Source organism: Methylobacterium oryzae, assembly GCF_036441375.1.
Classification (GTDB): Bacteria; Pseudomonadota; Alphaproteobacteria; order Rhizobiales; family Beijerinckiaceae; genus Methylobacterium; species Methylobacterium oryzae_A.
Window position 1 is genome coordinate 310,792 of record NZ_MLCA01000010.1, and the last position, 23,742, is coordinate 334,533.

Here is a 23,742-nt window from a genome sequence, read left to right on the forward strand (position 1 = left end):
GCGCCGCACCCCCGCTTTCCGACAGACGCTTCCCGGCCCTTGACGCCGGAGATGCCTAGGAGACGCTGATGCCTGCTGTGCAGGAAACCATTGATCGGGTCCGCTCGATCGACCTCGACCAGTACAAGTATGGGTTCGAGACCACGATCGAGATGGAGAAGTCCGAGAAGGGCATCTCCGAGGACGTCGTCCGCTTCATCTCGGCCAAGAAGAACGAGCCCGCGTGGCTGCTGGAGTGGCGCCTCGACGCCTACCGGCGCTGGCTGACCATGAAGGAGCCGGAGTGGGCCCGCGTCTCCTACGACAAGGTCGACTACAACGACATCTACTACTACGCCGCCCCGAAGCGGCAGGGCCCGGAATCGCTCGATGAGATCGATCCCGAGATCCTGAAGACCTACGAGAAGCTCGGCATCCCGCTGCGCGAGGTCGAGGTGCTGGAAGGCATCGCGCCGGAGCGCCGCGTCGCGGTCGACGCCGTGTTCGACTCGGTCTCGGTCGCCACCACCTTCAAGAAGGAGCTCGAGAAGGCCGGCGTGATCTTCATGCCGATCTCCGAGGCCGTGCGCGAGCACCCCGAGCTGGTGCAGAAGTACCTCGGCTCGGTCGTGCCGGTGACCGACAACTTCTTCGCGACGCTGAACTCGGCCGTCTTCTCGGACGGCTCGTTCGTCTACATCCCGCCGGGCGTCCGCTGCCCGATGGAGCTGTCGACCTATTTCCGCATCAACGAGCGCGACACCGGCCAGTTCGAGCGCACGCTGATCATCGCCGACAAGGGCTCCTACGTCTCGTATCTCGAGGGCTGCACCGCCCCGAAGCGCGACGACAACCAGCTCCACGCGGCCGTGGTCGAGCTTGTCGCCCTGGACGATGCCGAGATCAAGTACTCGACGGTCCAGAACTGGTACCCGGGCGACAACGACGGTAAGGGCGGCATCTACAACTTCGTGACGAAGCGCGGCGACTGCCGCGGCGCCCGCTCGAAGATCTCGTGGACGCAGGTCGAGACCGGCTCGGCGATCACCTGGAAGTACCCGTCCTGCATCCTGCGCGGCGACGATTCCCGCGGCGAGTTCTACTCAATCGCGGTGTCGAACGGCATGCAGCAGGTCGATTCCGGCACCAAGATGATCCATCTCGGCAAGAACACGACGAGCCGGATCATCTCGAAGGGCATCTCGGCGGGTCGCTCGCAGAACACCTACCGGGGCCTCGTCTCGGCGCACCGGAAGGCCAAGGGCGCGCGCAACTTCACGAACTGCGACTCCCTGCTGATCGGCGACCAGTGCGGCGCGCACACCGTGCCCTACATCGAGTCGAAGAACGCCTCGGCGGTGTTCGAGCACGAGGCGACCACCTCGAAGATCTCCGAGGAGCAGAAGTTCTACTGCCAGCAGCGCGGCCTCTCCGAGGAGGAGGCGACCGCGCTCATCGTCAACGGCTTCGTCCGGGACGTGCTGCAGCAGCTGCCCATGGAGTTCGCCGTCGAGGCCCAGAAGCTGATCTCGATCAGTCTGGAAGGCTCGGTGGGCTGACCGCCTGGGCAGATACGACGACGGCGTGCTGCGCGCGGCCCATCGGCACAGCGCGCGGCACGCCGACGAGGTCAGGAGCAGCGTCCTGTGCGGGTGCTTCTTCTGCCTCGAGGTTTTCGCGCCGGACGAGATCGCGGGCTGGATCGCCGATGAGGGCACCGCCCTCTGTCCCCGGTGCGGCATCGACGCGGTGATCGGCGACCTCTCCGGCTACCCGGCCGGGAGCGCCGCGTTCCTGCGGGCGATGCGGGACGAATGGTTTTGAAGGACTTGGACTGACATGCTGGAAATCAAGAACCTCGTCGTGCAGATCGAGGACAACCGCATCCTGAACGGCCTCAACCTGACCGTGAACGACGGCGAGGTCGCGGCGATCATGGGCCCGAACGGCTCGGGCAAGTCGACCCTCTCCTACGTCATCGCCGGCAAGGAGGATTACGAGGTTCTCGACGGCGAGATCCTGCTCGACGGGCAGAACGTGCTGGAGATGGCCGCCGACGAGCGCGCCGCGGCCGGCATCTTCCTGGCCTTCCAGTACCCGCTGGAGATCCCCGGCGTCGGCACCATGACCTTCCTCAAGGCCTGCCTGAACGCGCAGCGCAAGGCGCGCGGCGAGGCCGAGCTGTCGACCCCGGACTTCATCCGCGCTGTGAACGGCGCGGCCGACAAGCTCGAGATCAACAAGGAGATGCTCAAGCGCGCCCTCAACGTCGGCTTCTCCGGCGGCGAGAAGAAGCGCATGGAGATCCTCCAGATGGCGCTGCTGCAGCCGAAGTTCTGCGTGCTCGACGAGACCGATTCCGGCCTCGACATCGACGCCCTGCGCATCGTCTCGGAGGGCGTGAACGCGCTCCGTGACCAGGGCCGCTCGTTCCTGGTGATCACCCACTACCAGCGGCTGCTCAACCACATCGTGCCCGACACCGTGCACGTCATGTCGAAGGGCCAGATCGTGAAGACCGGCGGCAAGGAGCTCGCGCTCGAGCTCGAGGCCTCCGGCTACGCCGAGTACCGCACCAGCGAGGCCGCCTGAATCATGGCCGACGTCACCAACCTCCGCTCCCCCGCCGAGGCCGGCCTGTCGAAGCTGTTCGAGTCGGCCCGCCAGAGCTTCGCCAGCGAGAAGGCGATCGCCCGCGAGGAGGCGTTCCGCTTCTTCGAGGCGACCGGCCTGCCGAGCCGGCGGGTCGAGGCGTTCAAGTACACGGACCTGCGCGCCGCCATCACCGAGGCCGCGCCCCCGGCCGAGGCGCCGAGCCTCGACGTCGCCCGGGCGGCCGTCGCCGGGGCGAAGGGCTTCTCGGGGATCGAGGCCGCGCGCCTCACCTTCGTGAACGGCCATCTCGTTCGCGAGCTGTCGGACCTCGACCGAATCCCCGAGGGCGTCACGGTCGTCCCGATGGCGGAGGCGCTGACCGAGGCGCATGTCGACCTGAAGCAGCTCGCCCCGGTGGCGCAGGCTCGGGAGAACCCGGTCTACCAGCTCAACACCGCTTTCCTGGCGGACGGCGCGCTGATCACGGTGGCGCCCGGCGCGAAGCCGGCGCGGCCCCTGCACCTGCGCTTCGTCGGCGCCGGCGCCGCGCCGTTCTCGACGGCCACCCGCGTGCTGATTCAGATCGGTGAGGGCGCGGAGTTCGGCCTGCTGGAGAGCCACGAGGGGCCGGACGGGCTCACCTGCCAGCCGAACGACGCCCTCGACGTGGTGGTCGGCCCGAAGGCCGCCTTCCGCCACACGCGCCTGAACACGGAGGGCGACGCCACCATCGCGCTCTCGACGCTGTCGCTGAAGGTCGAGGCCGAGGGTCAGGTCGAGACCGTCAACCTCGTGACCGGGGCGGTGCTGTCGCGTCACCAGATCTTCGTCCACGTCGCCGGCGAGGACACCAACGTCGTGGTCAACGGCGCCGCCATGTTGCGCAAGGGTCAGCTCGCCGACTCGACGCTGCTCGCCGATCACGCCGCGGTCGGCGGCGTCGGCCGCGAGCAGTTCAAGTGGATCATCGACGGCGACGCCACCGGCGTGTTCCAGGGCAAGATCATCGTCCGTCAGGCCGCGCAGCAGACCGACGGCAAGATGAAGTCCGACTGCCTCCTCCTCACCGATGAGGGGCAGATGATGAACAAGCCGGAGCTGGAGATCTTCGCCGACGACGTGGCCTGCGGCCACGGGGCCACCTGCGGCGCCCCGGACGAGGATCTGCTGTTCTACCTGATGGCCCGCGGCCTTCCGCGCGCGACCGCCGAGAGCCTGCTCGTGCAGGCCTTCGTGGGCGAGGCCGTGGAGGCGGTCACGCACGAGGGCGCCCGCGCGGCGCTGATCGGCGAGATCGAGGCCTGGCTCCAGGCGCGCGGCTGATCGTCCCGGCCGGTTCCGCTCCGCGGACCGGTCCTTCTCGAGACCTGATCCCGTCCCGAGGTCACCGCGGCAGCGGGCCCTGCGGGCGGGATCCGGGGATCGCAACGCTAGCTGGAGGCCTCCTTCGAGGCCTCCGCTTCGCTCCGGCACCTCAGGATGAGGGCTGTTCCCGGGATCGGCGAAGTCTTCGGAAGGTCGCGACCATGAACGCACCCGTCCTCACCCCCGCCTACGACGTCGAGGCGATCCGGAAGGATTTCCCGATCCTGGCGCAGCAGGTCTACGGCAAGAAGCTGGTCTACCTCGACAACGCCGCCTCGGCGCAGAAGCCCAGGCAGGTGATCGACGCGATGGTCTCCTGCATGGAGACCGGCTACGCCAACGTCCACCGCGGCCTGCACTACATGGCGAACGCCGCCACGGAGGGCTTCGAGGGCGCGCGGGAGACCACGCGCCAGTTCCTCAACGCCGCCTCGACGGACGAGATCATCTTCACCCGCAACGCCACCGAGGCCTACAACCTCGTGGCCTCGTCGATGGGCTGGGCCGGCCTGATCGGGGAGGGGGACGAGATCATCCTCTCGATCATGGAGCACCACTCCAACATCGTGCCCTGGCACTTCCTGCGCGAGCGCCGGGGCGCCGTGATCAAGTGGGCCCCGGTGGACGACGCGGGCAATTTCCTGGTCGAGGAGTACGAGAAGCTGTTCTCGCCGCGGACCAAGATGGTGGCGATCACCCACATGTCGAACGTGCTCGGCACGGTGACGCCGGCCGCCGAGATCGTACGTATCGCCCACGCCCACGGCGTGCCCGTCCTGCTCGACGGGGCCCAGAGCGCGGTGCACCAGCCGGTCGACGTGCGGGCGCTCGACTGCGACTTCTTCGTCTTCACCGGCCACAAGGTCTACGGTCCAACCGGGATCGGCGTGCTCTACGGCAAGAAGGAATGGCTGGAGCGCCTGCCGCCCTACCAGGGCGGCGGCGAGATGATCCGGACGGTGAGCGAGGACGCGATCACCTACAACGATCCGCCCCACCGGTTCGAGGCCGGCACCCCCGCCATCGTCGAGGCGGTCGGTCTCGGCGCCGCGCTCGAGTACATGATGACCCTCGGGCGCGACGCGATCGCCGCCCACGAGGCGAAGCTCACCGCCTACGCGCAGGAGCGGCTCGGCGCGATGAACGCCCTGCGCCTGATCGGCACCGCGCCGGGCAAGGGCGGCGTGATCGCCTTCGAGATGAAGGGCGCGCACGCCCACGACATCGCCACGGTGATCGACCGGCAGGGCGTGGCGGTGCGGGCCGGGACCCACTGCGCGATGCCGCTGCTCAAGCGGTTCGGCGTCACCTCGACCTGCCGGGCCTCGTTCGGGCTTTACAACACCACCGCCGAGATCGATGCCCTTGCCGAGGCGCTCGGCAGAGCAGAGATGCTGTTCACCTGATTCTGGGATGAGGCTGGATCCGCCCGCGCGGGTCCGGGGAGAGTGAAGCGATGAGCACCGACGCCACCATCACGGGCGGCAAGAACGCCCCCGACGTCGCCGGCGACTCGACGATCCCGCAGGCGGAGCTCGACCGCCTGACCGACGACATCGTCGCGGCGCTGAAGACGGTCTACGATCCCGAGATCCCGGCCGACATCTACGAGCTCGGCCTGATCTACAAGGTCGACATCGGCGACGACCGCAACGTCGCGATCGACATGACGCTCACCGCGCCCGGCTGCCCGGTGGCGGGCGAGATGCCCGGCTGGGTCGAGAACGCGGTGAGCGCCGTTCCGGGCGTCCAGTCCTGCGCGGTGACCATGGTGTTCGATCCGCCGTGGGACCAGAGCCGCATGTCGGACGAGGCCCGCGTCGCCCTCGACATGTGGTAGGGCCTCGGCCGAGCCTCACGGCTTCCTGAACACGCTCCCGGGCGCGGCGCATGCGTGGCGCGGCGCCCGATTGTTGTTCAACGGGAGGAGCTTGCGCCGCGTGTTTGATGCCGGGGTCGCGCGTCGATCCCGGCGCGATCTGCGGCCATCTACGTAGCCGTTAAGGTCGCGCTAACCATGACCCGACAGATCGGAGGGCGGCCGCCGCGAGCGCGGCCACTCCCTCGATATGGTTGGTGGAAGCGGATGGCTGCGGGCTACGTGGTCGCGGCGTTCTTGGAGGCGGCCGGGCTGGTCGGCCTCGTGATCGCCGTGCTCAAGATGCGGACGGAGCGGCAGGCGCGGGCCGCGGACTTGCGAAGCTTCCTTCGTTCCGGGCAGAGCCCGACCATCGACACCGCCGGTATGCGCCGTCCTGCGGACGCCGCCTCGCGCGCGATCGTTGTTCCGTACACAGCCGGCCGGGGCGACGGTTCGGCGGCCGGTCCGTCGGCGGCCCGCGCGGCGCTCGGACGCGCCTTCATGACCGGCGGCGCGGCGCCGCGGGCCGGGCTGAGCGGCGCGATCAGCGCAGGATGATGTCGAGGCCGCTGCCGAACAGGACCACGGCGCTGAGCGTCAGCATGAACTTCAGGTCTTCGAGACGCGCGTTCATAATCGATCCTCGATGTTCGGCTGATTGGCCGCCGCTCCGATGACCGATAATCACCCGATTAACGAAACTTTCGCGAGTCCTTTCAGGTTCCGTTAGGGATTTACCGACGGTTTCTGTTTACTAACGTTACCGATGTGTTAAGGCGCCTTCCGCCGCAATCGGCTCATTCTGGTCCGGCGACGCGCCACGGCGCGGGCCGGTCGGAACTCACGAAGGTTCGAGCCATGTCGCCACCGCCGCACACGGCCTTCGGGCGGGCAGTCGATTGGATGTTTCGCGACCGGACCACCGGCGCGATCACCGTCGCGCAGTGGCCGAACCTGCCGCTCTGGCTGTTCGCAGGCCTCAGCCTCGCGGCCTGGCTGGCGCAGGACAGGGCAAAGCTGGCCTCCTGGCTGCCGACCTCCTCGCTATCCTTCGGGGCCGACGTCGCACTGACATGGTGGGCGGTCGACGAGCTCGTGCGCGGCGTGAATCCCTGGCGCCGGATCCTCGGCGCCACGGCCCTTGTCGGGCTGGCCGCCTGGATCACGCTTCGGCGAGCGACATAGCGCCGGAACCTCGCCACCGGCAATTGTATTTCTCCACGGTAATTCAGCACGGAGGCTGCGCCGACTCTGTCGATTGCAGATGAGCGTCACAATATCTCCCCGCCGGCCCGCTTTCATAGGGCTGCGCGTGAAGCGGCCGTGCCGGGGCGAAACCATAACGGTAGGTTGCACCGGCGGAGAAAGTGTGAATGGTCGTGCCGCGCACCGCGCGAATGGCGTCTGCTGCTCATCTCGTGGATCCGGGCTCGACCGAAGGATTGGTTTCGAAGAGATCATGACGGACGCGGGTGGATTCGATCTCGACGGTACGGCGAAATCTGCACACGAGCGGGAAATGCTGCTGCGCCAGATCGCCGACGCGCTGAACATCCCGGTCACCACCTTCCGGAGACGGACGGGGTCTTCGGTGGCCCGCGGTCCGAGCGCCGCGGAATGCGCCGCTCTGCTGACGGCCTTCTCGCGCATCGACGATCCGGATCTCCGCAAGGAGTGCCTGGCGCTGGCGGAGCGCTACAGCCGCACGTGAGCGGCGACCGTCCTCGCGGTGCGGTGGCACACACAGGATCGGTCAGCGCCGGGAAGGCAGCGTGCTATAGGGGCGCCCGCCACCGAAGGCGTTTCGCACGGTCGGCCCACCGCGGTTCCGGCGCCGGGATCGTGGCTGCCGGCCCCGTGCATGCCCCCGCTCGCTCCAGGCCCTGATGCCGATCATCTCCATCTCGAAGCTGTCGAAGACCTACACGTCCGGCTTCACCGCCCTGCGCGACATCGACCTCGCCATCGAGCGCGGGGAGATCTTCGCGCTGCTCGGTCCGAACGGGGCGGGCAAGTCGACGCTCATCAACATCGTCTGCGGCATCGTCACCGCGAGTTCGGGGACCGTTCATGTCGACGGCCACGATATCGTGGCGGATTACCGTGCCGCGCGCCGCACGATCGGGCTCGTCCCGCAGGAACTCACCACCGACGCGTTCGAGACGGTGCTGAACACCGTGAGCTTCTCCCGCGGCTTGTTCGGGCTGCGACCGGATCCCGGGCATATCGAGCGGATCCTCCGGGCGCTGTCCCTCTGGGACAAGCGCGACAGCCGGCTCATGACGCTGTCGGGCGGCATGAAGCGCCGGGTGCTCATCGCCAAGGCGCTGTCGCACGAGCCCCGGGTGCTGTTCCTGGACGAACCCACGGCGGGCGTCGACGTGGAACTGCGCCAGGACATGTGGCGTCTCGTGCGCGATCTGCGCCAGCAGGGCGTCACCGTCATCCTCACCACCCACTACATCGAGGAGGCCGAGGAGATGGCCGACCGCATCGGCGTGATCCGCCGGGGCGAGATCATCCTGGTGGAGGAGAAGGCCGCGCTGATGCGCAAGCTCGGGCGCAAGCAGCTGACCCTGCATCTCCAGCAGCCGATCGCCGCGGTGCCGCCGGAACTCGCCGATTACGGCCTGGCGCTCGCCGGGGAGGGGAGCGAGCTGGTCTACACCTACGACACCCGTGCCGAGCGCACCGGCATCACCGGGCTTCTGACCGGCCTGTCGGCCGCGGGCATCCGCTTCAAGGACCTCCACACCGAACAGAGTTCGCTGGAGGACATCTTCGTGGGCCTCGTGCGCGAGGAGGGGGCACAGGCATGAGCGCGGCGTTCCGCATGAACTGGCCGGCCATCCGGGCCATCTACCTGTTCGAGATGGGCCGCTTCTGGCGCACCGCCGGGCAGAGCATCCTGGCCCCGGTCATCTCGACCACCCTGTATTTCGTGGTCTTCGGCGCGGCGATCGGCTCCCGGGTCTCGGCGGTCGACGGCGTGCCCTACGGGCTGTTCATCGTCCCCGGCCTGATCATGCTGTCGCTGCTGACGCAGAGCATCTCGAACGCCTCGTTCGGCATCTACTTCCCGCGCTTCGCCGGGACGATCTACGAGATCCTGTCGGCGCCGATCTCGCCGCTGGAGGTGGTGCTGGGCTTCGTCGGGGCGGCGGCCTCCAAGTCGATCCTGATCGGCCTGATCATCCTGGCGACCTCGGCGCTGTTCGTGCCGCTGCGCATCGACCACCCGCTCTGGATGATCGGCTTCCTGCTGCTCACCGCCGTGACCTTCAGCCTGTTCGGCTTCGTGATCGGCCTGTGGGCGGACGGGTTCGAGAAGCTGCAGCTGGTGCCGCTCCTGGTGGTGACCCCGCTCACCTTCCTGGGCGGCAGCTTCTACGCGATCGGCATGCTGCCGCCGTTCTGGCACGCGGTGAGCCTGCTGAACCCGGTCGTGTACCTGATCAGCGGCTTCCGCTGGGCGTTCTTCGGCAAGGCGGACGTGAACATCGCGATCAGCCTCGGCATGACCGCGCTGTTCCTGGTGATCTGCCTCGGCCTCGTGACCTACATCTTCCGCACGGGCTACCGGCTGAAGAGCTGAGGCCTCAGGGCTGCGCGGCCAGGAAGGCCAGCACGCCGTCCCGGTGCGGCTTGGCGCCGACCGCCGTGGAGTGGTCCTTGCCCTCGATCTCGAGGGCGCGGGCGTCCGGGATCAGGGCGGCGAGGCCCGGGCCCGAGCCCGCGACCGTGTCGAGGGTCCCGACCGAGACCAGGACCGGCACCTCGATCTGCGCGAGCTCGCCCCGGCTGAGCGTCTGGCGCGAGCCGCGCATGCAGGCGGCCAGCGCCCGCAGGTCGCTCCGGGTCTGCTCGGCGAACATCCGGAAGGCCGCCGCCGTCGGGTTGGGCGCGGGCGTCCCGGCGGGCGCCTCCAGGGCCTCGGCAATGCCGGAGGGCAGGCCCTTGCCCTCGATCAGGTGCATCCCGAGGCCGCCGATCAGGGCCGAGCGCACCCGATCCCCGTGATCCAGCGCGATGTGGGCGGTGATCCGCCCGCCCATGGAGTAGCCCATGACATGGGCGCGCGCGATGCCGAGATGGTCGAGGAGCCGGATCGCGTCGCCGGCCATCGCCTCGGAGCTGTAGGCGGCCGGATCGTAGAGCTTCTCGCTCTCGCCGTGGCCGCGGTTGTCCAGCGCGATCGCGCGGTAGCCGGCCTGGGTCAGGGCCTTCACCCACTGCGTGTTGACCCAGTTGACCGCGTGGTTCGACGCGAAGCCGTGGATCAGCAGGATCGGCTTGCCCGGACCGTCCGCCGGCGGCACGTCGATATAGGCGATCCGGACGCCGTCGGAATTGAAGGACTCCATGCCGCGCAACCTGTGTTCATCAAGCTCGGCCACGGCTTAGACCACCCGGGCGCGAAGGAGCAACGCGGCTCGGCCCGCTTGCGGGTCGCGGCGCCGGCTGGCAAACCGCCCCGGTCATGACGGACACGCAGCCCTACGGCACCTATGAACCGTCCGGTCTCGTGGCGGCGATCACCCGCCGCACGAACCGGATCCCGGCCGAGTCCTGGTACGGGCGGCGCCTCGCGCTGTTCCTGCGCCGGATCGCGATCGCGCGGCTCGGGGGCAAGCCCCTCGACGTGACCCGTTACGGCGCGCGGATGCGGCTGCACCCGTACAACAACAACTGCGAGAAGAAGGTGCTCTTCACCCCGCAGTTCTTCGATCCGGAGGAGCGGGCGCTGCTCCGGGAGCGCCTGCCGCAGGACTGCGTCTTCCTCGACATCGGCGCCAATGTGGGCGCCTACGCGCTCTGCGTGGCCGCGTCCGCGGGCCCGGGCGCGCGGATCGTCGCGGTCGAGCCGCAGCCCGACGTGTTCGACCGCCTGACCTACAACATCGCCCAGAACCCGTTCCACACCGTGAAGGCGGTCGCCTGCGCGGTGGCCGACAAGGCCGGCGAGCTGACCCTGTTCATCGATCCGCGCAACCGCGGCGAATCGAGCCTGCGCATCGTCGGCACCAACGAGGGCGCGCGGATCACCGTGCCGGCGGTGACCCTCCTCGACCTCCTGCGCAGCGAGGATCTGAGCCGGGTCGACGCCATCAAGCTCGACGTCGAGGGCGCCGAGGACCTGATCCTGGAGCCGTTCCTGCGCGAGGCGCCGGACGCGCTCCTGCCGCGGATCCTGCTGATCGAGAACGGCACGGGCCAGTGGCAGCTCGACCTGCTGCAGCACCTGGCGAAGCACGGCTATCGCGAGATCGCGCGCTCGCGGCTGAACCTGATGTTCGAGCGCGGCGCCGTCAGGGCGGCGTGATCACCGGAATCTCCTCGGCGATGGCGACGCCCTCCGGCGCGACGGCGCAGCGGTAGGCACGGACCGCCACGCCCGCGGCGCGCGCCTCCCGGAACGCACGGTCGAAGGCGGGATCGATGTCCCGGGCGATATCGAAGGCCTCGGCCCGCATCTGCACGACGATGATCACCAGCGCCCGGCCGCCATCGGCCACGACCTGCGCCAGATCGCGCATGTGCCGGGCACTGCGGGCGGCCGTGCAGTCCGGAAACTCGGCCAGGCCGGCCCGCCGCATCAGGTGACAGTTCTTGACCTCGACGTGGCAGGGTCCGGCCGGGGCGCCGCTCGCGAGGAAATCGACCCGGCTGGCCGCGGCGTAGCGCACCTCGGGCCTCAGCGTGCCGTGGCCGGCGAGCGCCGCGATCGCCCCGGTCCGGAAGGCCTCGGCCACGAGCGCGTTCGGTCGCATCGTGTTGATCCCGACCCACTGCGCCCCGCCGGGGAGGTCGGCCTCGACCAGCTCCCAGGTGAGCGGCAGCTTGCGCGCGGGATTGGTCGAGCGCGACAGCAGCACGCGGGCGCCCGGCGTTTTCAGCCCGAGCATGGCACCGGGATTGGGGCAGTGGACGGTGACACGGCCGTCATCGGTGTCGATATCGGCGAGGAAGCGCTTGTAGCGCTGCACGAGCCGACCCGGCACGAGCGGCGCGGCGAACTGCATGGGTTCCTCGGGGTTCACGTAGTCGCGGGCTGCGGTTGCGCTATCTGCCTGCAGGACCCGCCCGACGCCAGAGTTCCATGAACCAGCCTTCCGAATCCGTCACCGCCGCGATCCTCGTCATCGGCGACGAGATCCTCTCGGGTCGCACCAAGGACAAGAACATCGGCACGATCGCCGACTTCCTCACCGCCGCCGGCATCGACCTGCGCGAGGTCCGGATCGTGCCCGACGAGGCCGCCATGATCGTCGAGGCGGTCAACGCCCTGCGCACCCGCTACACCTACCTGTTCACCACCGGCGGGATCGGCCCCACCCACGACGACATCACGGCCGATTGCGTGGCCGAAGCCTTCGGGGTCGGCATCGACGTCGACGAGCGGGCCCGCGCGATGCTGCTGGAGCGGCACAAGCCCGAGGATCTCAACGAGGCCCGCCTGCGCATGGCGCGGATCCCGTTCGGGGCCGACCTGATCGCCAACCCCGTCTCGAAGGCGCCGGGCTTCCGCATCGGCAACGTCCACGTGATGGCCGGCGTACCCAGCATCATGCAGGCCATGCTGGACTCGGTCGCCCCGACGCTGAAGGGCGGCGCCGCGATGCTGTCCGAGACGATCGAGGCGGCCGGCCTGCCGGAGGGCACCTACGCGGGCGGCCTCGGCGAGATCGCGAAGACGCGCCACTCCGTCTCGATCGGCTCCTATCCGGCGATCACCCCCGAGGGGTTCCGAAACCGGATCGTCGTGCGCAGCCGGGATCCCGACGCGCTCGCCGAGGCGCGCAGCGCCGTCGAGGCGCTGCTGGCGCGGCTCTCGGCCTGACTTGTCCCATCCGATCGATCGGGTTGCGTAGCGGAGCTGTCGGATGGTGCGGGACAAGGACAAGCGGGCCGATCCCGAGGCGCGCCGGGACGAGCTGCTGAAGGAGGTCTCCGAGATCGGGCGGCCCGATGCCTACGTCCTGCACGAGGTCATCCGGCTCGAGGGCGACGAGGAGCTGCGGCGCCACGGCCTCGCGCTGTTCCTCTCGGCCTTCGCGGCCGGTCTCAGCATCGCCCTGTCGCTGATCGTGCCGGGCGTCCTGCGGAGCCACCTGCCCGAGACCGACTGGGCCAAGATCGTCAGCTCGATGGGCTACGCGGTCGGGTTCCTGGTCGTCGTCCTCGGGCGCCAGCAGCTCTTCACCGAGAACACGATCACGCCGGTCCTGCCGCTGCTGCACGACCGCTCGGTGAAGACGGCGCTCCGCGTCGCCAGGCTCTGGACGATCGTGCTGTCGGGCAACATCCTGGGAACGCTCGCGATCGCGGCGTTGCTGGCCTATTCGGGCGCCTTCGAGGCGCCGGTCCTCAAGGCCTTCGCGGAGATCAGCCACGACGCCGTCGCGCACGACTTCTGGGTGACGTTCATCAAGGCCGTCTTCGCCGGATGGATGATCGCCCTGATGGTCTGGTTCCTGCCGGCGACCGCCGGCGCGGCGCCGTTCGTGATCCTCCTGATGACGTGGCTGGTGGCGCTCTGCAGCCTCGCCCACATCGTCGCCGGATCCGTCGAGGCCTTCTACCTCGTGGTCACGGGCGCCGCGTCGCTGCACGATTACGCGTTGAAGTTCTTCCTGCCGACCCTCCTGGGCAACACCTTCGGCGGCGTGACGCTGGTGGCGGTGCTGAACTACGGACAGGTCGCCCCCGAGGTCGAGGAGACCAAGGCGGTGGAGGGCGAACGGCCGGATTGAGGCCGCGGACGCGGATCGGCGGCGGCACCGCGCGACCCGAGGCCAGACGGTCCCGCGCCGGCCGCGTCAGTCGAGCCGCACCGGCGGGCTGATCAGGTGGTCGAGATCGTCGAGCACCCAGGTCATCGTTCCGCGCAGCGGCCCGTAGAGTCCGATCTGGTGCTGCCGGTACAGAAGGTCGTGCGTCAGCCGCGCCGAGAGTCCGTTCAGGCGCCCGCCGCCGAACGTGTAGCGGCCGAGGGTCCCCCAGCCGTTGAAATCCGCCAGCGACACGATCGCGCCCTTCTCGACGTAGTGGAACGGCGGCAGATCCGCGGCCGGCATGTCCCCGCGGGCCAGGGCGCGGCCGAGATGGCGCGCGAGATGCTGGGCCTGCTGGCGGGCGGCCTGGGCGGTTGCCGGAACGGGCTTCCCGGTTCGCGGATCGGTGAGGCTGGCACAGTCGCCGAGGGCGATGATGGACGAATCCCGGGTCGTGCGCAGGTCCGGGCGGACGACGAGCTGCCCGGTCCGCGAGCGTTCCAGCCCGTCCAGGCCGGCGAGCACGTCCGGCGCCTTCACGCCGGCGGCCCAGACCTTCAGCCCGGCCGGGATGCGACTGCCATCCTTGAGGATGAAGCCGTCCGCGTCCGCCGCCGTCACCAGCGCGCCGGTCCGGACCTCCACGGCGAGGTCCGACAGGGTGCGGCCGGCGGCCCGGGACACCTTCTCGGGAAACGCCGGCAACAGACGCGGACCGCTCTCGATCAGCGTCAGGCGCAGGCGCCCCGGCAGGTCGGGCGAGCCGTAGGCCGCGAGGAGGTTGATGGCGTGCTTCAATTCGGCGGCGAGCTCGACCCCGGTGGCACCGCCGCCCACGATGGCGATCTCCAGAAGACCACCGCCATCGAGCCGGGCCAGCAGGTGGCACCGGAGCTGCGCGTGGAAATGCTCGGCCTCGGTCAGGTCGTCGATGGTCAGGCAATGCTCGGCCACGCCCGGGGTGCCGAAATCGTTGGCCCGGCTGCCGACGGCGAGGACGAGAAGGTCGTAGGCGATCTCGACCGCGGGCCGCCCCTCCGCGGCCTCGACGGCGAGCCGGGCGCGCCTGGCCTCCCGGTCGATGCCGACCAGGGCGCCGGGCTGGAAGCGGAAGCCGTTGCGGCGCGCCTGGGCGAAGAAATCGACCTTCTGCCGGTCGGCCCTTGCCGTTCCGGCCGCGAAGGTGTGCAGCATCGGCTTCCAGACATGCGAGAGGCTGCGATCGGCCAGGGTCACGTCGGCGCGGCCGCCGCGCCCGAGGCTGGTGGCCACCTCGATGCCGGCGACGCCGCCCCCGACGATCACGATCCGCGCTCGATCCGCCATGACGTCTCCGCTGTCCCACGGTCCGGGGAACGCCGGTCAGGGCGCCGATGTTCGCCGCGGCCGGCGCGGGCGCGGCCCGTCCCGCGAGCGCGGCGGGCGGATCCGGGCGCCGCACCGCCAGTTCTCGCGCTGGCCTGGGTCGCGTCGCGCATGAAAAAAGCCGCCCGGAGGCGGCTTTCTCGACGATCGCGGTGCTGCGTCCGGATCAGGAGCGCATGCGGGTCCGCACCTCGCCGAGGCTCGCGCGGATCAGGTTCTGGGCGGCGTCGCCCTGCATCCGCTCGCGCAGGATCGTCTCCGAGACCTTCACGGCCGCCTCGGCGGCGGCGGCGCGGACCTGGGCCTCCGCCTGGGCCTCGGCCTGGGCGATCTTGGTCTCGGCGGCCTTGGTGCGGCGGGCCAGGAAGTCGTCGAGCTTGCGGTGGCCCTCCTCGGCGGCGCGCTCGGCCTCCTCGCGGGCGCTGGCGACGATCGACTCGGCCTCCTTCTCGGCCTCGGCGCGGCGGCGCTTGTAGTCGGCGAGCACGGCGGCGGCCTCCTCGCGCAGGCGCTTGGCCTCGTCGAGCTCGTGGCGGACGCGGTTGGCGCGGCCATCCAGGCCCTTGGTCATGGCCGAGAAGGCGCCGACCTTCCAGGCGATGCCCATGAAGATGAAGAACGCGACGGCGACCCAGAATTCGGCTTCGAGCAGCATCGTGGGATCCCGTCTAGTGTGCGGTGGCGTCGAGGGCGCGGTCGAGGCTCGCCCGGTCCGGGGCCTGCCCGGTCAGGCGCTCGACGATGGCCGACGCGGCCTCGCCCGCGATCGAGCGGACGTTGCCCATGGCGGCCTCGGTCCGCGTGCGGATGGTCGCCTCGGACGCGGAGAGCTTGGCGTTCAGCTGCTCCTCGAGCGCCTTGCGCTTCACCTCGGCCTCGGCGGCCAGGTCGTTGCGGGTGGTCTGCGCGATGTCGCGCGCCTTGCCCTGGGCGTCCCGGAGGGCGGTCTCGAAGGCCACGCCGGCGGCATCCGCCTCGGCCTTCATCGCCTGCGCCTGGTCCAGGTCGGCGCGCAGGCGCTCGGCACGGGCGTGCAGGATCGACTGGATCCGCGGCAGCGCGATCTTGTCCATCAGGTAGTAGAGGAGGCCGAAGGCCAGGGCGAGCCAGATCAGCTGCGCCAGGAAGCCCGAGGTCTCGAAGGGCGGGAAGGCGCCCGAATGCGCTTCCGTATGTTCGACATGGCCCGGCACGACCTGCGTGTCGGCGCCCGGGGGCGGCGTGGTGAGGGGATTGGGCTGCGCCATGAGACCGCTACACTGACACCGTTCGCTGAGGCCACCGCCGGCGCGGTGACGGACGAAGGCGGACGCCCCGTCGCGGGAGCGTCCACCCGTTCATCGGGCGGGAGCCCGGGGGGAGACCGCGGGGACCGCGGGCTCCGGCGCCGATCAGACGGCGAAGAGCAGCAGCAGCGCGATCAGCAGCGAGAAGATGCCGAGCGCCTCGGTGAGGGCGAAGCCCAGGAGCAGGGTGGCGCGCTGGCCGTCGGCCGCGGACGGGTTGCGAAGGGCGCCGGCGAGGAACTGACCGAACAGGTTGCCGAGGCCGATGCCCGCACCCGCCATGCCGAGGCAGGCGAGGCCGGCGCCGATGTACTTCGCAGCGACGGGATCCATGGTAACTCCTGAGGTCTCTTCAGATCGAAACGTGCAGTGACGTTTGCGGCGGGTGGAGCCGGCCGATCAGTGGCCGGGGTGAAGGGCGTCGTTGAGGTAGATCGCCGTCAGCGTCGCGAAGACGTAGGCCTGAAGCGCCGCAACGAGGAACTCGAGAGCGGTCAGCGCGATCGTCAGGAACAGCGGGAGCGGCGATAGCACGCTCCAGGCGCCCGCGAGAAGAAGCTGAACCACGAAGAACGCGAAGATCTTCATCGCGATGTGGCCGGCCAGCATGTTGGCGAACAGACGGACCGACAGGCTGATCGGGCGCGAGATGAAGGAGATCACCTCGATCGGCACCAGGATTGCGAGAAGCGGCTTCGGCACGCCCGACGGCACGAACAGGCCGAAGAAGTGGGTGCCGTGCTTCATCACGCCGAAGATCACCACGGTGGAGATCACCAGCGCCGCGAGGCCGAAAGTGACGATCAGGTGGCTGGTCACCGCGAAGGCGTAGGGGATCATCCCGAACAGGTTCAGGATGAGCACGAACATGAACAGCGAGAACACGAGCGGCATGAACCGCTTGCCGCCGTCGCCCGTCGCCTGGTGCACGGTATCGGCGATGAATTCGTAGAAGATCTCGGCCAGCGACTGCATGCGGCCCGGAACGACCGAGCGGGACGCGGTCGCCACGATGGTGATGAGCGCGATCACGCCGACGGCGGCGAACATGTAGAGGGCCGACTGCGTGAACGCGAGCTGCTGGTGGCCGATATGGCCCAGCGAAACGAGCGGCTTCAGCTCGAACTGATGGATCGGGTCGATCGTGACCGCCATTCCCGCTTCCGCCCTTCTTGTCCGGCGCGCCGACGGGTGTCGGCCGCCCCACATTCCCCACTGACCGGCGCGCCTTATGGCTCCTGCCGATCGCGCCGTCCCGGACGCGCGCCGGCGAAACCCGACACCCGCATCACGTTGTAGACCCCCGCGACGAACCCCAGCATCAGGAGGACGATCAGGCCCCAGGGCTTCGTCCCGAAGACATGATCGACGATCCAGCCGAGTATGCCCCCCGCGATCACGCCCGCGACGAACTCCGTGGAGAGCGTCATGGCCTGGCCCAGCGAGGATGGCCCGCCGTTCCGAGGGCGCGTGGAAGGATCGGGAGCAGCCTGCGGCCGCTTCCGTTCGATCTGCGTCTCGAGACGTCTGAGCCTCGCGGAGAGGTCGCTGTCCGTCGGCGTCTGCTCGGCCCCTTTCCCGTCCCTCGGATCGTCGCCGTTCACGGCTCAAAACTCATCGGGCGGGAGATTGTGGAACCGGCTGGACACCCCCAGCAAGCGGGGCGCACCATAGTTTCGCCTATCTTGAGTGTCAAGGCGAGCCCCATTCACCGTAAGTGTCTGATTTTGATCTGGTATTCCAATCCGGAGCGATGCGCCGGAGCCGCGCCGCGCGCGAGGCCCCGGCCGGCCGTTCAGGCGCCGATGATCGGCTTGATCACCTTCTCCATCCCCTCGACGGTCATCTCGCCGGTGTAGCGCTCGCCGTTGATGAAGAAGGTCGGGGTGGAATCCACCTTGAAGACGTCGAGGCCGCGCTGCTTCACGGCGTTGACCGCGCTGTAGATCTTCTGGTCCTTCAGGCAGGCCTCGAAGGTCTGCTTGTTGTAGCCCGCCTGCCGGAGCATCTGCTCCAGCGCGTCCACCGGCTTCGGCGTGAAGGCCCAGGCCGGCTGCTGGTCGAACAGCAGGTCGGTGATCGGATAATACTTGGAATCGCCCTGGCAGCGCGCGAGCATGAAGGCCGCGGTGGCCAGCGGGTCGAGGGGGAATTCGCGAAGGGTGAACCGCACCTTGCCGGTGTCGATGTAGCGCTCCTTGAGGGTCGGCCACGTGGTCCGGTGGAAGGCCGCGCAGTGCGAGCAGGTCATCGAGGCGTACTCGATGATCGTGCACTTGGCGTCCGCCGGGCCGAGCCAGACATCGCCGAGGGGACCCGGCTGCAGCAGGGCCGCCATCTCGGAATTCTGCGCCTGGGCGGGTCGTCCGAGATAGGGCAGGGCGAGGCCGGCGCCGAGGGCGAGGCCGGAGAACTTGAGAGCGTCGCGTCGCGTCGTCATCGGTCAGGCTCCGCCGGATTGATCAGTCGTGGCGTCCGGATGCCGGTACTCGGGCGCGACCGTCCTGGCAAGGTGACCGAATCGACCGTTCACCGCTCCGGGCGCGTCGCCACGGCGGCGGTGCCGAGGCGGTCGAGGGCCGCGCGCAGGCCGTCATCGGCGATTCCCGCCACGGCGCGCTGGACCTCGCCGGCGGCGGCCGGGTCGATGCGGGCGGGCGACGGCAACCGTCCGCCGCGCCCGACCCGGTCCTGCTGCAGCACGATCCGGGACACGCAGGCCCAGCCGTAATGGGCGTTGATCCGCTGGATCACCACCGGCGCGAGATGCTGCAATTCGAGCGCGAACACGCCCTCGACCCGAACCACCAGCGTGCCGGATTCGGGCGCGCCGCCCTCCTTCCGGCGGCGCTTCGGCCATTCGAGCTTGGACGGCCGGCAGTAGCGGGCCAGCCGCTCGCCGACGATCTCCGGCCAGGCGGCCAGGATGTCGGTCGAGGCGAAGCCCTGCGCCGCGAAGGCCGGCCCGATGCAACTCTCGATCAGCTCGGCCAGCGGTTTGACGCGCGCCATGGTGGTTCCGGCCCTGTGGATCCGCGAAGGTTAGCGCAGGATGGTTGACGAAGGGAGCACGCGCCGGCGCTTTCGCCGCCCTATGATCGCCGCGGGGCTCCGGCTATGCAGCGCGACCCCTGACGACCTGCCCATGCCGCCTCGCACAGCCACGGATCCTGAAGCCGGTCCCGGACCGCGCGCCGACGACCTGCTCGCCTGGTACGACCGGCATCGGCGGGTGCTGCCCTGGCGCGCGCTCGCCGGCGCGGTGCCGGATCCCTACCGGGTCTGGCTGTCGGAGGTGATGCTGCAGCAGACCACCATCGCGGCGGTGCGGCCGTATTTCGAGCGCTTCCTGACGCGCTTCCCCGACATCTTCGCCCTGGCCGACGCCCCCGAGGAGGCGGTGATGTCGGCCTGGGCCGGCCTCGGCTACTACTCCCGCGCCCGCAACCTCCACGCCTGCGCGAAGGCGGTCGCGGCGGCCGGCGGCCGCTTCCCCGACACCGCCGAGGGCCTGCGCAAGCTCCCGGGGATCGGCGCCTACACGGCCGGCGCGATCGCCGCGATCGCGTTCGACCGGCCGGAGGCCGCCGTCGACGGCAACGTCGAGCGTGTCCTGAGCCGGGCCTACGCGGTGGAGGCCCCGCTCCCGGGCAGCCGGACGGAGATCCGGCGCCTCACGCAGGCGCTCGTGCCGCAGGACCGGCCGGGCGACTTCGCCCAGGCGCTCATGGATCTCGGCGCGACCATCTGCACGCCCAAGCGCCCCGCCTGCGCGCTCTGCCCGTGGATGCGGCCCTGCCGCGCCCGGTCGCTCGGCACGCAGGAGACCTTCCCGCGCAAGATCAGGGTCGCCAAGGGCGCGCTCCGCCGCGGCGCGGCCTTCGTGGCGATCCGCAGCGGCGACGAGGCGGTTCTGCTGCGGACGCGCCCGACCGAGGGGCTGCTCGGCAACATGGCCGAGCCGCCGGGCAGCGCCTGGGAGCCGGATTACGACGTCGCCGCCGCCCTGCTGGACGCGCCGCTCGACGCGCGGTGGAAGCGGCTCCCGGGGCTCGTCCGCCACGGCTTCACGCATTTCCCGTTGGAGCTGACGGTGTTCGTGGCCCGCGTCGCGCTGGCGACGCCGGCTCCGGCCGGCACGCGCTTCACGCCGCGCAGCGCCCTCGACGACGAGCCGCTGCCCGGCCTGATGCGCAAGGTCCTGGCCCACGCCTTCGACCCGAAGCCGGAGCCCGAGAAGAAGCCGCGCGGGCGCCCCAGGAAGGAACCGCCGCCGATGCCGCTGCTGGCGGCGATGGAGGCGCCGGTCTCGATGCCGGATCCCGAGCCGCGGCCGCGCGTGCGCGCGGTGCCGAAGCCTCAGCCGAAGGCGCCGCCGGCGCCCCCGCCCGAGGCGGACGAGCTGTTCGACGGGGAGGTCGAGCCCTCGCCCGCACCGGCGCCGGCCCGGTCATCGCCGCGGCGGCCGGGGCCGGCCCGGAAGCGGTAGCCGACCGTCATCGCGAGCGCAGCGAAGCGACCCAGGGCGGCGCGAGGCCTCGAGACGTCGCGCGACCGGCTCGCTTCGCCGCGCTGGCGAAGACGGCGGCGAGTCAGCCGTTCGCCATCGCCTGCCGGAGACCGGCCCGGTAGCTGTCGATCACCACCGGCTTGCCGCCGCGCTCCACGTGCCAGAACGTCCAGCCGTTGCAGGCCGGGAGGCCCTGCACCAGCGCGCCGATCTTGTGGATCGAGCCGATGACGAGGCCGTTGTCGAGCTGGCCGTCCGGGCGCACCGTGGCGCGGAACCGGCGGCGCTCGTCGGTCACGGTCTCGCCGGGCCGGATGTGGCCCGCCTCGATCACCGACAGGAACGGCACCCGCGGCTCGGCGCGCTTGGTCGGCGCCACCATCAGGGTGGCCTTCGACAGGGTCTCGACCGCGGCGATCCGCGCGCGCGCGGCCTCGGCGTAGGTCGTCTCGCGCTCGATGCCGATGAAGCGGCGGCCGAGGCGCTTGGCGACGGCGCCGGTCGTGCCGGTGCCGAAGAACGGGTCGAGCACCACGTCGCCGGGATTGGTCGCCGCGAGCAGCGTCCGGGCGAGCAGGGCCTCGGGCTTCTGGGTCGGGTGGACCTTGCGGCCCTCCGCATCCTTCAGCCGCTCCTCGCCGGTGCAGAGGGGAATGAACCAGTCCGAGCGCATCTGGAGGTCCTCGTTGCCCCCCTTCAGCGCCTCGTAATGGAAGGTGTAGCCCTTCGACTCCGCCGAGCGCGAGGCCCAGATCAGGGTCTCGTGCGCGTTGGTGAAGCGCTTGCCGCGGAAGTTCGGCATCGGGTTGGCCTTGCGCCAGACGATGTCGTTGAGGATCCAGTAACCGAGATCCTGCAACGCGCTCCCGACTCGGAAGATGTTGTGGTACGAACCGATCACCCAGAGGGTCGCGTTCGGCTTCATCACGCGGCGGCAGGCGGCGAGCCAGTCCCGGGTGAAGGCGTCGTAGGCCTCGAAGGTCGCGAACTTGTCCCAGTCGTCGTCGACTGCGTCGACGCGGCTCTGGTCCGGGCGCAGGAGGCCGGCTTCGCCGAGCTGGAGATTGTAGGGCGGATCGGCGAACACGCAGTCGACGCTCGACGCCGGCAGGGCGTTCATGGCCGCGATGCAGTCCCCGACGAGAACCTGGTCGAGGGGCAGGGAACGCTGGGTGGGTACGAGACCCATCCGTGGCGCCGACGCGGGCCGCCCGGCACGCGAGACCTGTTTCCGGGCGACGGCGTCGGCAGCCACGGTACGCGGGGAAGCCATGGCAAACACCGGTTACGCGACTGACCGGCAGACCATGCCCCCGGTACGGTAAAGGTCACGTTGTCGATTTCGCCGCCGGCGCGTCCCGTTCTGGGGCTGCAGATTCTGCCGGCCGGGCACCCGGACAATGCTCAGACAGATTAAGCAATCGTTACCCCGCGAGGCCGCGCCTGCTGGACGTGGCGAGAACACTCTATCGCCGCGGCCTCCGCGCGGCCGAGGCCGTCTGTCCTTCGGAGACAGCCGATCACGACAATCATCGACCGCGTGACCGTCTCGGAGCGTCCCGCTTCCACCTCAGCGGGACGCAGGGTCACACCCGGCGCAGGGCTTAGGAATGCCCGCCTATTTCGCCCCGGCACGGGCCGACATCGACAGTTCTTAGCGAATACGCGGAACGACACGCCAATGCATCACCTGCAACAAAAGCGGAAACAAACTGAAATAAGCCCTCATGTAATCGGCATGACCAGCACGAAATCGGCTAAAATGTGGCCCCGACAGCCCGAAAATGCCTGCCATATTCCGGCCGATTTCGGACACGACTGGCGCCGCCCCGACAACAACAAAGGGAATGCGTCGAGAATGTCGTTTGGTTTCGGAAAGCTCGTTGTCTCGCTTGGAATGCTGTCCACCGTCGTCGGAACAAGCCTCCCGGCCGCCGCGCAGAGCGGAGCGGCCTCCTGGTACGGGAGCGGCCATCGCACCGCGAACGGCGAGCGTTTCAACCCCAACGGACTGACCGCCGCCCATCGCAGCCTGCCGTTCGGAACCCGGGTCCGCGTCGAGAACAAGCGGACCGGCCGCTCGGTCATCGTTCGCATCAACGACCGCGGCCCCTTCGTGCACGGCCGCATCATCGATCTGTCGCGCGGCTCCGCCCGCGCCCTCGGCATGGGCGGCACCACCTACGTGTCGCTGCAGGTCGTGCACTGAACCTGCGCGAGCAGCTCAGGCGCCGGGCCGCCTCCGTCCCGCAGCGGGCGGGGCGGCTCCCGGGCCGTTGTCTGCCGCGCCCCGACGCACCATCTGCTGCCGGGTTCAGCCCGGATCAGCCCCATGCCCAAGCCCCTCATCGTCGACATCCCGCACGACCTCGGCCGCGACGAGGCCAAGCGTCGCCTCGAGCACGGCACGGATCAGGCGCGGGCCTTCCTGGCCAAGAGCGGCATCACCGTGGACCAGCTCGCCTGGACGGGGGACCGCCTCGATTTCGGCGTGTCCGCGGTGGCGCAGAAGATCGCCGGCACGATCGACGTCGGCGCGGAGAGCGTCCGCCTCGAGGTGAAGCTGCCGTTCCTGCTCGCCCTGTTCGCCGAGAAGATCCAGAAGGTGGCGAGCAAGGAGGGCAATCTCCTGCTGACGAAGAAGTAGCGCTCCGGAACCGGATCGACCGCACTCTGTTTCCGCCGGACCGGTGCCGCTGAGCACCGTTGGTCTCGCGGAGGATAACGGTGCCCGATTACACCCTCGCCGACCCGGGACAGGTTCCCGAGGTGCCGCCGCAGCCGGCGCCGGTGCCGGACCGCCCCTACGACCCGCCGCAGGCGCCGACGCAGCCGCCCGGACCGGAGATCCCCGGGAACACGCCGGCGGAAGCGCCGGGCATCCAGCCGCCCGAGATCCCCGTCAACGATCCGGGCGCGCCGGAGATCAGCCCGCCGACGGGACCGGCCAACCCGATCGCCTGACCGGGAGGCGACGCACGGGGGCGGCGCCGTTTGAACAGGCCG

29 protein-coding genes are annotated in these 23,742 nt (G+C 69.7%); 18 read left to right on the top strand and 11 right to left on the bottom strand.

What is annotated here, in order from left to right; genetic code table 11:
• Nucleotides 1-68: 68 nt before the first annotated feature.
• The 11 genes from sufB to MOTC310_RS19865 all read left to right on the top strand — a co-directional run bounded on the left by sufB (nt 69) and on the right by MOTC310_RS19865 (nt 9,395).
• A complete protein-coding gene (gene sufB, locus MOTC310_RS19815) occupies nt 69-1,538 on the top strand; it encodes a Fe-S cluster assembly protein SufB (RefSeq protein WP_010686944.1) in 1,470 nt (489 codons plus the stop codon).
• Between the two features lie 25 nt (nt 1,539-1,563).
• On the top strand, nt 1,564-1,803 hold the full coding sequence (locus MOTC310_RS19820) for a hypothetical protein (protein WP_020093413.1): 240 nt from the start codon (nt 1,564-1,566) through the stop codon (nt 1,801-1,803).
• A gap of 15 nt (nt 1,804-1,818) precedes the next feature.
• Complete coding sequence (gene sufC / locus MOTC310_RS19825) at nt 1,819-2,571, top strand: Fe-S cluster assembly ATPase SufC (protein WP_091779740.1); 753 nt, start codon at nt 1,819-1,821, stop codon at nt 2,569-2,571.
• A gap of 3 nt (nt 2,572-2,574) precedes the next feature.
• Entirely contained in the window at nt 2,575-3,897 is a 1,323-nt protein-coding gene (locus MOTC310_RS19830) for a SufB/SufD family protein (RefSeq protein ID WP_331303037.1), read from the top strand.
• Nucleotides 3,898-4,100: 203 nt separating this feature from the next.
• The gene (locus MOTC310_RS19835; RefSeq protein ID WP_331303038.1) at nt 4,101-5,345 is read left to right on the top strand and encodes a cysteine desulfurase; all 1,245 of its coding nucleotides are present in this window, start codon (nt 4,101-4,103) and stop codon (nt 5,343-5,345) included.
• Nucleotides 5,346-5,395: 50 nt separating this feature from the next.
• A complete protein-coding gene (locus tag MOTC310_RS19840; RefSeq protein ID WP_331290046.1) occupies nt 5,396-5,779 on the top strand; it encodes an SUF system Fe-S cluster assembly protein in 384 nt (127 codons plus the stop codon).
• A 246-nt stretch (nt 5,780-6,025) separates the two neighbouring features.
• A complete protein-coding gene (locus MOTC310_RS19845; protein WP_331303039.1) occupies nt 6,026-6,358 on the top strand; it encodes a hypothetical protein in 333 nt (110 codons plus the stop codon).
• A gap of 300 nt (nt 6,359-6,658) precedes the next feature.
• Nucleotides 6,659-6,985 (top strand): hypothetical protein, encoded by a 327-nt coding sequence (locus MOTC310_RS19850; protein ID WP_331290044.1) that lies wholly within the window; start codon nt 6,659-6,661, stop codon nt 6,983-6,985.
• 184 nt (nt 6,986-7,169) lie between these two features.
• A complete protein-coding gene (locus tag MOTC310_RS19855) occupies nt 7,170-7,511 on the top strand; it encodes a hypothetical protein (RefSeq protein ID WP_331290043.1) in 342 nt (113 codons plus the stop codon).
• 172 nt (nt 7,512-7,683) lie between these two features.
• Nucleotides 7,684-8,619: an ABC transporter ATP-binding protein gene (locus MOTC310_RS19860; RefSeq protein ID WP_331290306.1), complete on the top strand. Its 936-nt coding sequence runs from the start codon at nt 7,684-7,686 to the stop codon at nt 8,617-8,619.
• 14 nt (nt 8,620-8,633) lie between these two features.
• On the top strand, nt 8,634-9,395 hold the full coding sequence (locus MOTC310_RS19865) for an ABC transporter permease (RefSeq protein WP_331290304.1): 762 nt from the start codon (nt 8,634-8,636) through the stop codon (nt 9,393-9,395).
• 4 nt (nt 9,396-9,399) lie between these two features.
• Here MOTC310_RS19865 and MOTC310_RS19870 read toward each other — a convergent pair whose 3' ends face one another.
• Entirely contained in the window at nt 9,400-10,164 is a 765-nt protein-coding gene (locus MOTC310_RS19870) for an alpha/beta fold hydrolase (protein WP_331290042.1), read from the bottom strand.
• Between the two features lie 116 nt (nt 10,165-10,280).
• On the opposite strand from MOTC310_RS19870, the gene MOTC310_RS19875 reads away from it, so the two are divergent.
• Nucleotides 10,281-11,123: an FkbM family methyltransferase gene (locus MOTC310_RS19875; protein ID WP_331303040.1), complete on the top strand. Its 843-nt coding sequence runs from the start codon at nt 10,281-10,283 to the stop codon at nt 11,121-11,123.
• On the opposite strand, the gene sfsA is transcribed toward MOTC310_RS19875, so the two are convergent.
• Entirely contained in the window at nt 11,110-11,823 is a 714-nt protein-coding gene (sfsA, locus tag MOTC310_RS19880; RefSeq protein ID WP_331303041.1) for a DNA/RNA nuclease SfsA, read from the bottom strand. The genes MOTC310_RS19875 and sfsA overlap by 14 nt on opposite strands.
• Before the next feature lie 77 nt (nt 11,824-11,900).
• Here sfsA and MOTC310_RS19885 point away from each other — a divergent pair, with 77 nt between their 5' ends.
• Entirely contained in the window at nt 11,901-12,641 is a 741-nt protein-coding gene (locus MOTC310_RS19885) for a competence/damage-inducible protein A (RefSeq protein ID WP_331303042.1), read from the top strand.
• A gap of 43 nt (nt 12,642-12,684) precedes the next feature.
• A complete protein-coding gene (locus MOTC310_RS19890; RefSeq protein WP_331303043.1) occupies nt 12,685-13,554 on the top strand; it encodes a formate/nitrite transporter family protein in 870 nt (289 codons plus the stop codon).
• Between the two features lie 66 nt (nt 13,555-13,620).
• Here the strand turns inward: MOTC310_RS19890 and MOTC310_RS19895 are convergent, their stop codons facing one another.
• The 8 genes from MOTC310_RS19895 to MOTC310_RS19930 all read right to left on the bottom strand — a co-directional run bounded on the left by MOTC310_RS19895 (nt 13,621) and on the right by MOTC310_RS19930 (nt 19,238).
• The gene (locus tag MOTC310_RS19895) at nt 13,621-14,901 is read right to left on the bottom strand and encodes an NAD(P)/FAD-dependent oxidoreductase (protein WP_331303044.1); all 1,281 of its coding nucleotides are present in this window, start codon (nt 14,899-14,901) and stop codon (nt 13,621-13,623) included.
• A 205-nt stretch (nt 14,902-15,106) separates the two neighbouring features.
• On the bottom strand, nt 15,107-15,592 hold the full coding sequence (locus MOTC310_RS19900) for a F0F1 ATP synthase subunit B family protein (protein ID WP_331290302.1): 486 nt from the start codon (nt 15,590-15,592) through the stop codon (nt 15,107-15,109).
• A 16-nt stretch (nt 15,593-15,608) separates the two neighbouring features.
• On the bottom strand, nt 15,609-16,187 hold the full coding sequence (locus MOTC310_RS19905) for a F0F1 ATP synthase subunit B family protein (protein ID WP_331290036.1): 579 nt from the start codon (nt 16,185-16,187) through the stop codon (nt 15,609-15,611).
• A gap of 144 nt (nt 16,188-16,331) precedes the next feature.
• Entirely contained in the window at nt 16,332-16,559 is a 228-nt protein-coding gene (locus MOTC310_RS19910; RefSeq protein WP_007566773.1) for a F0F1 ATP synthase subunit C, read from the bottom strand.
• Nucleotides 16,560-16,625: 66 nt separating this feature from the next.
• Nucleotides 16,626-17,381 carry a F0F1 ATP synthase subunit A gene (locus tag MOTC310_RS19915; protein ID WP_331290035.1) on the bottom strand — a complete coding sequence of 252 codons (756 nt, stop codon included), beginning with the start codon at nt 17,379-17,381 and terminating at the stop codon, nt 16,626-16,628.
• Between the two features lie 74 nt (nt 17,382-17,455).
• Nucleotides 17,456-17,830: an AtpZ/AtpI family protein gene (locus MOTC310_RS19920; RefSeq protein ID WP_331290034.1), complete on the bottom strand. Its 375-nt coding sequence runs from the start codon at nt 17,828-17,830 to the stop codon at nt 17,456-17,458.
• Between the two features lie 191 nt (nt 17,831-18,021).
• Entirely contained in the window at nt 18,022-18,666 is a 645-nt protein-coding gene (locus MOTC310_RS19925; RefSeq protein WP_331290033.1) for a DsbA family protein, read from the bottom strand.
• Between the two features lie 89 nt (nt 18,667-18,755).
• Entirely contained in the window at nt 18,756-19,238 is a 483-nt protein-coding gene (locus MOTC310_RS19930) for a DUF721 domain-containing protein (RefSeq protein ID WP_331303045.1), read from the bottom strand.
• Between the two features lie 133 nt (nt 19,239-19,371).
• Between MOTC310_RS19930 and mutY the strand changes: the two genes are divergently transcribed.
• Nucleotides 19,372-20,715 (top strand): A/G-specific adenine glycosylase, encoded by a 1,344-nt coding sequence (gene mutY / locus MOTC310_RS19935; RefSeq protein WP_331303046.1) that lies wholly within the window; start codon nt 19,372-19,374, stop codon nt 20,713-20,715.
• A 103-nt stretch (nt 20,716-20,818) separates the two neighbouring features.
• On the opposite strand, the gene MOTC310_RS19940 is transcribed toward mutY, so the two are convergent.
• Nucleotides 20,819-22,009, bottom strand: a complete 1,191-nt coding sequence (locus MOTC310_RS19940; protein WP_331303047.1) for a site-specific DNA-methyltransferase — start codon at nt 22,007-22,009, stop codon at nt 20,819-20,821.
• A gap of 585 nt (nt 22,010-22,594) precedes the next feature.
• On the opposite strand from MOTC310_RS19940, the gene MOTC310_RS19945 reads away from it, so the two are divergent.
• From MOTC310_RS19945 to MOTC310_RS19955, 3 genes are all read left to right on the top strand, one after another.
• Nucleotides 22,595-22,945, top strand: coding sequence for a septal ring lytic transglycosylase RlpA family protein (locus tag MOTC310_RS19945; RefSeq protein ID WP_331290029.1), 351 nt, complete (start codon nt 22,595-22,597; stop codon nt 22,943-22,945).
• A 123-nt stretch (nt 22,946-23,068) separates the two neighbouring features.
• Complete coding sequence (locus MOTC310_RS19950) at nt 23,069-23,383, top strand: polyhydroxyalkanoic acid system family protein (RefSeq protein WP_012317725.1); 315 nt, start codon at nt 23,069-23,071, stop codon at nt 23,381-23,383.
• 80 nt (nt 23,384-23,463) lie between these two features.
• Nucleotides 23,464-23,700 (top strand): hypothetical protein, encoded by a 237-nt coding sequence (locus MOTC310_RS19955; protein WP_331303048.1) that lies wholly within the window; start codon nt 23,464-23,466, stop codon nt 23,698-23,700.
• The last annotated feature ends 42 nt before the right edge of the window (nt 23,701-23,742 follow it).

Excerpts from the sequence above, each read along its gene's own strand:
- MOTC310_RS19950 (WP_012317725.1), top strand. The coding sequence starts at position 23,069 with ATGCCCAAGCCCCTCATCGTCGACATCCCGCACGACCTCGGCCGCGAC.
- MOTC310_RS19875 (WP_331303040.1), top strand. The coding sequence starts at position 10,281 with ATGACGGACACGCAGCCCTACGGCACCTATGAACCGTCCGGTCTCGTG.
- MOTC310_RS19885 (WP_331303042.1), top strand. The coding sequence starts at position 11,901 with ATGAACCAGCCTTCCGAATCCGTCACCGCCGCGATCCTCGTCATCGGC.
- sufB (WP_010686944.1), top strand. The coding sequence starts at position 69 with ATGCCTGCTGTGCAGGAAACCATTGATCGGGTCCGCTCGATCGACCTC.
- MOTC310_RS19925 (WP_331290033.1), bottom strand. The coding sequence starts at position 18,666 with ATGACGACGCGACGCGACGCTCTCAAGTTCTCCGGCCTCGCCCTCGGC.
- MOTC310_RS19890 (WP_331303043.1), top strand. The coding sequence starts at position 12,685 with ATGGTGCGGGACAAGGACAAGCGGGCCGATCCCGAGGCGCGCCGGGAC.
- MOTC310_RS19940 (WP_331303047.1), bottom strand. The coding sequence starts at position 22,009 with ATGGCTTCCCCGCGTACCGTGGCTGCCGACGCCGTCGCCCGGAAACAG.
- mutY (WP_331303046.1), top strand. The coding sequence starts at position 19,372 with ATGCCGCCTCGCACAGCCACGGATCCTGAAGCCGGTCCCGGACCGCGC.
- MOTC310_RS19840 (WP_331290046.1), top strand. The coding sequence starts at position 5,396 with ATGAGCACCGACGCCACCATCACGGGCGGCAAGAACGCCCCCGACGTC.
- MOTC310_RS19865 (WP_331290304.1), top strand. The coding sequence starts at position 8,634 with ATGAACTGGCCGGCCATCCGGGCCATCTACCTGTTCGAGATGGGCCGC.
- sufC (WP_091779740.1), top strand. The coding sequence starts at position 1,819 with ATGCTGGAAATCAAGAACCTCGTCGTGCAGATCGAGGACAACCGCATC.
- sfsA (WP_331303041.1), bottom strand. The coding sequence starts at position 11,823 with ATGCAGTTCGCCGCGCCGCTCGTGCCGGGTCGGCTCGTGCAGCGCTAC.
- MOTC310_RS19895 (WP_331303044.1), bottom strand. The coding sequence starts at position 14,901 with ATGGCGGATCGAGCGCGGATCGTGATCGTCGGGGGCGGCGTCGCCGGC.
- MOTC310_RS19830 (WP_331303037.1), top strand. The coding sequence starts at position 2,575 with ATGGCCGACGTCACCAACCTCCGCTCCCCCGCCGAGGCCGGCCTGTCG.
- MOTC310_RS19910 (WP_007566773.1), bottom strand. The coding sequence starts at position 16,559 with ATGGATCCCGTCGCTGCGAAGTACATCGGCGCCGGCCTCGCCTGCCTC.
- MOTC310_RS19845 (WP_331303039.1), top strand. The coding sequence starts at position 6,026 with ATGGCTGCGGGCTACGTGGTCGCGGCGTTCTTGGAGGCGGCCGGGCTG.
- MOTC310_RS19930 (WP_331303045.1), bottom strand. The coding sequence starts at position 19,238 with ATGGCGCGCGTCAAACCGCTGGCCGAGCTGATCGAGAGTTGCATCGGG.
- MOTC310_RS19915 (WP_331290035.1), bottom strand. The coding sequence starts at position 17,381 with ATGGCGGTCACGATCGACCCGATCCATCAGTTCGAGCTGAAGCCGCTC.
- MOTC310_RS19870 (WP_331290042.1), bottom strand. The coding sequence starts at position 10,164 with ATGGAGTCCTTCAATTCCGACGGCGTCCGGATCGCCTATATCGACGTG.
- MOTC310_RS19835 (WP_331303038.1), top strand. The coding sequence starts at position 4,101 with ATGAACGCACCCGTCCTCACCCCCGCCTACGACGTCGAGGCGATCCGG.
- MOTC310_RS19945 (WP_331290029.1), top strand. The coding sequence starts at position 22,595 with ATGTCGTTTGGTTTCGGAAAGCTCGTTGTCTCGCTTGGAATGCTGTCC.
- MOTC310_RS19905 (WP_331290036.1), bottom strand. The coding sequence starts at position 16,187 with ATGGCGCAGCCCAATCCCCTCACCACGCCGCCCCCGGGCGCCGACACG.
- MOTC310_RS19850 (WP_331290044.1), top strand. The coding sequence starts at position 6,659 with ATGTCGCCACCGCCGCACACGGCCTTCGGGCGGGCAGTCGATTGGATG.